This is a genomic window from Sphingobacterium sp. UBA7253, from assembly GCF_002472745.1.
In the GTDB taxonomy this organism is placed as follows: domain Bacteria; phylum Bacteroidota; class Bacteroidia; order Sphingobacteriales; family Sphingobacteriaceae; genus Sphingobacterium; species Sphingobacterium siyangense.
Genome location: NZ_DKSP01000065.1, coordinates 856 through 5,714, shown reverse-complemented (window position 1 = coordinate 5,714; position 4,859 = coordinate 856). Strand labels below are relative to the sequence as shown.

Below are 4,859 nucleotides of genomic sequence, written 5' to 3'. Positions count from 1 at the left end.
AGTATCTGATTGGCTATTGTTAAAATTTCCTGCGGTCGATCGACACGCTGATAAGGCGTATACCGTTCAGACCCTATTGCAAAAAGCAAGGGATGTACACCAGCCGCATCAACAGCATTAACGGCATGGAGACCCGAAATCTCCTTTGGAATAGCCGCACCCGTAATTTCATGGATTAAAGCACCAAAGCTAGTATCTTCCTGCGGGGGTCGCCCCACAACCGTAAAAGACCAAATTGGATTTTTCTTGTGGTACACATTATGCACCTTCATCAAAGGAAACGGATGAGTTAAGCTATAATAGCCGATATGGTCCCCAAAAGGACCTTCCGGTTTATTTTCGTTGGGATAAACGGTACCTGTAATAACAAAGTCCGCATCCGCAGAGATACAAAAGCCTTCATCATCATAAAAATAGCGAAATCTTCTATTTCCCAATGCTCCGGCAAAGATCATCTCGGAGAGTCCTTCCGGTAGTGGCATTACTGCAGACAAGGGGTGGGCTGGAGGTCCGCCGACAAAAACACTCACCTTTAAAGGTTTACCGAGCGCGTTTGCCTTAGTTTGATGAACCCCGATACCACGATGTAATTGATAATGTAAACCAATCTCCTGATCGGGCAGATAATCATTCCCAGAAAGCTGAATCCGGTACATCCCCAAATTAGCCTGCATAATACCAGGTTTGGCAACATCTTCCGTATATACCTGCGGCATCGTCACAAAAGCGCCACCGTCCATTGGCCAGTTGACAATCTGCGGAAGTTTACTAATTGATGTTTTTCCGTGAAGTATGGGAGCCCCCGACTTTTTTTTCCAGGGCAAAGCTCCTAGGGCGGTCATCGATGAACCAATATATTGAAAGGGATTTTTCAGCACTGCGGCAGGATTCATCTTAACGTCCACCAATTTTTTCAGGTGATCCAACGAATCCCGAAACATAAACTTCGAACGATCCAGCGTTCCAAATAAATTAGATACAGCGGGAAACTCCGAACCTTTGATATTTTCAAAATACAATGCCGGTCCTTCAACATCAAATACCCGCATATGAATTGCAGCCATCTCCAGATACGGATCGACCTCTTCTTTGATCCGGATTAAATGGCCATGTTTTTCAAGATCCGCAACACATGCTTCTAAACTATTGTATCCCATATATTAAATCTGCTTCAACACGTTAATTCACAAATTTAACAGAATAATTTATTAAACAGGATATAAAGAAAAAACCTTTACCAATCTACTATCACACTCCCCTACAATCGTATACAACCAACATAAGATGGCCAAAACACCCTAAAAGCAACGCTCAAACAAAACAAGCACATCGCGCAAGGGCTTCAGTAGCCCACTAGGTATCCATGCAGACATAGGATTTCAAAGGAGTAAATTCAAATGCCTGCACCCGTTGCCAAGTTGAATTATCTACATTTTTCTCATAATAAAGTACTCTTCTAAATTCGTCGATATCTTCTTTATTGATATCATTCAACCTTGTCAGCAAGAGTTTAGCAAAAAATTTATTGACGCTAATTTCTCTCTTTTGACTCTCGGAAGTGCACTTAAGGAAATGGTAAAATAAGCCTCTAAATGTCATTTCTTCATTGCCGCCAAGGTAAATAATCTCTGATATAAAATTATTTTCCCAAGGCATTTCCCGCAGCCAGCGGTATACATCGAGCAAAGGCAGCGGTCGAAACTTCAGCGAAGCGACCCAGTTCCAATAAAATATGGTCTGCCGTTTGGCAAGTTTCGCAAATATCCGATTTAAAACACTCTCTTTCCCGATCACGCTACTTTTAATCACAATGGTATATTGGACACGTAAGTTCTCCAGTAGATCACGTACAGGCTCCAAGAAATGTTCATCCATTAACCGAGCAACATAGATGACACGATTATTGCCGGCACGTTTACAAATTTCTACAAAATTGCGCAGGCCGAGCAGTTCAAGCTGAAGCTGTATATCGTTGTCGAGTGAAGGAACCTGCGTAAAATAAATCCCAAAATTGAGATCAGTAATTTGAAAACGCTCGAAAGCTTCCCCTTTACGCAGCAGGTCCAATTCAAAAAGCTTTGCCGTTACCTTTTCTTTCACTATTTTATTAAAAAGGGATAAGTTGCGCACTAATCCCGTCACATCAAAATCGCTGGATTGCAAATAACAGGATGCCCGTCGTCCCAAATAGGTATTTAGCCCGCTGATTAAAACCTTTTTCATTCGTATTCTCTATTTTTATGGCTATGAAACCATCGCGATTTAATGATTCGTTCTCACGATCGTGAGCCATTAAATAAGATCGTTTCTTCCTAGTCGCTGTATTTATGTATTACCCTTTCAATCGCTTAAACGAACAAAATCCCTAGGATAGTTTCATTGGTGATGCAGCTATCTTTTCCATGTTTTTCTTACGCTTTTAATCTGTTACTCTGATCGTCTCAAGAGCAACTGCAATAACCTACAAATATCATAATTCCCTGATTTTAGAACAGAGAAACATCAAATAAGTTTAACACTATTTTTATTTTTTCCTAACCAAAATATAGTAAACCATCCAAACAAGTACCGTCATTGTCCTTTTTTTGTCAATTCGCGCATAAATACTTTCAGGAACACAATATCCTTATATATTTGTAAATCTTCTGAAAATAGGCTGCACTAAAAAGTATTTATCTTCACCTCTATGGACAAAAGGGCTACAATGATCTGGTTTAGAAATGATTTAAGACTTCATGACAATGAAGTATTTTATCAAGCTTCTGAAAAAAGTTCATTTATCATCCCGGTATACTGTTTTGATCCCCGATATTTCGACCGCAATCAATTTGGCACCTTAAATACCGGTGTTTTACGGGCGGCCTTTGTCATCGAAGCCGTGACCGCTTTAAAAGAAAAATTAAAGAGCCATGGTAGCGACTTATTAACTTATATTGGCAAGCCTGAAGATATTATCCCAAGAATAGCACAAAAATACCAAGTCAACGAAGTTTATCACCACCGCGAAGTGGCACTTCGGGAGACTTCTATATCGGAAAAAGTAGAAAGTGAGCTTTGGAGCAGTAAAATAAATTTGCGTCATTTCATTGGCCATACCCTGTACCACAAAGAAGACCTCCCTTTCCCTATTAAAGATATACCCAATGGTTTTTCTATTTTCAAGAAAAAAGTTGAGCGGGAAAGTCTAGTTCGGCAACCAATCCCATTTCCGACCAATTTCCTTACCCCTCCCCATCTCGAGGACACCAAAATCCCTTCATTAAAAGATTTAGGCTATTCAGAGGAGGAGATCAAATCTGTTGATGACATCTATATTCTCGGTGGCGAAGACACAGCGCTTAGTATTATGCATGCGGTATTGTCAACCTATCCGGAAACGGACCAGGACCCCTTGATTCTAGGGCCTTTTATAGCTTCAGGTGCCTTGTCACCTATTTTACTCTATAACAATATCAAAAAACTTGGTGAAGGTAAAAAGGACAAACGATTTGAAAAAATTGTCGACATTCTTCTTTGGCGCGATTATTTTAGGTTTATGCTTAAAAAATATCCGAATATATTTTTTAAGCCACAGGGCACTAAAAACAGCTCCCATCAGGATCATCCGACCTTAGAAGGAAATGAGGAATTATTTGAAAAATGGAAATCGGGCCATACAGAACATGATTTTATAAACAGTGTGATGGTCCAATTACAGAGGACCGGCTATATCCCTTATCAGGCACGCCTAATCGCGGCCAGCTATTTAGTTCATGAGTATCAGGTAAACTGGCTTCGTGGCGCCTCCTGGTATGAGGAACATCTATTAGACTATTCTCCGGCAACGGTTTATGGACAGTGGTCTCATATTGCCGGGGTTGGGACAAGTGAAAAAGACAATAAAGCACTGGATTGGCAAAAATTGATCAAAACTCATTTCCCAAATGGACTTCCAAAACTGGAGGAAATACTGGTTAAATAAATCTTCGGCAGAAATAAATAATTCCAATAGAAAATAAATTTGTAGTACGCTAGAAGCCCTTTTTAAATCATGGTAAAAATGTTAAGAATTGGATAGATTTATTGATTAAATAATTCAATTTCAGTATTAGAAACTCTTTTTTTATTCATAACTTTGACAAATTTCATAGTTTTAATTGTAAATGGACAATCTGACATATTTGAGTAATGCTGATTCGGCTTATGTCGATGGCTTATATCAATCGTACAAGCAAGATCCCCAATCGGTAGATTTCGGATGGCAAAAATTCTTTGAAGGTTTTGATTTCGGTCAAAATGCTGGTGGAACAACAAGTTCAGTAGGCGAAGCTACTCCTGAGCACGTATTGAAAGAAATCAATGTGCTGAACATGATCAATGGCTACCGTGACCGTGGCCACCTATTCACACACACTAACCCTGTTCGTGAGAGACGTAAATACTATCCTGGCAAGGAATTAGAAACGTTTGGTCTTGCTGAAGCAGACATGAACACCGTTTTTAATGCAGGTGTTGAAGTCGGTTTAGGTCCAGCAACATTAAAAGACATCCGTCAATTGGTGGAGGATACTTACTGCCGTTCTATTGGTGCAGAATTCAAATATATCCGTAACCCAGAAAAAATTAAATGGTTACAGGACCGTATGGAAGCGGACCGTAACATGCCAAAATTCTCTTTGGACACAAAAAAGAGAATTTTAAACAAATTAAACCACGCCGTTGTATTCGAAAACTTTTTAGGCACTAAGTTTTTAGGTCAAAAACGTTTCTCATTGGAAGGCGCAGAAAGTTTAATCCCAGCATTAGATTCAGTCATTGAAAAAGGTGCAGAAATCGGTATCCAGGAATTTGTTATCGGTATGGCTCACCGTGGCCGTCTG

At 39.8% G+C, this 4,859-nt stretch carries 4 protein-coding genes; 2 read left to right on the top strand and 2 right to left on the bottom strand.

What is annotated here, in order from left to right:
- Positions 1-1,157, bottom strand: a 1,157-nt coding sequence (locus B2X72_RS05935) for a UbiD family decarboxylase (protein WP_286848564.1), incomplete at its 3' end; no start/stop codon positions are given.
- Between the two features lie 196 nt (positions 1,158-1,353).
- The gene (locus tag B2X72_RS05930) at positions 1,354-2,223 is read right to left on the bottom strand and encodes an NAD(P)-dependent oxidoreductase (protein ID WP_153846803.1); all 870 of its coding nucleotides are present in this window, start codon (positions 2,221-2,223) and stop codon (positions 1,354-1,356) included.
- A gap of 481 nt (positions 2,224-2,704) precedes the next feature.
- Here B2X72_RS05930 and B2X72_RS05925 point away from each other — a divergent pair, with 481 nt between their 5' ends.
- Both B2X72_RS05925 and B2X72_RS05920 read left to right on the top strand, forming a co-directional pair.
- On the top strand, positions 2,705-3,961 hold the full coding sequence (locus B2X72_RS05925) for a deoxyribodipyrimidine photo-lyase (RefSeq protein WP_286736844.1): 1,257 nt from the start codon (positions 2,705-2,707) through the stop codon (positions 3,959-3,961).
- 181 nt (positions 3,962-4,142) lie between these two features.
- A partial coding sequence (locus B2X72_RS05920) for a 2-oxoglutarate dehydrogenase E1 subunit family protein (protein WP_414711785.1) occupies positions 4,143-4,859 on the top strand: 717 nt, incomplete at its 3' end.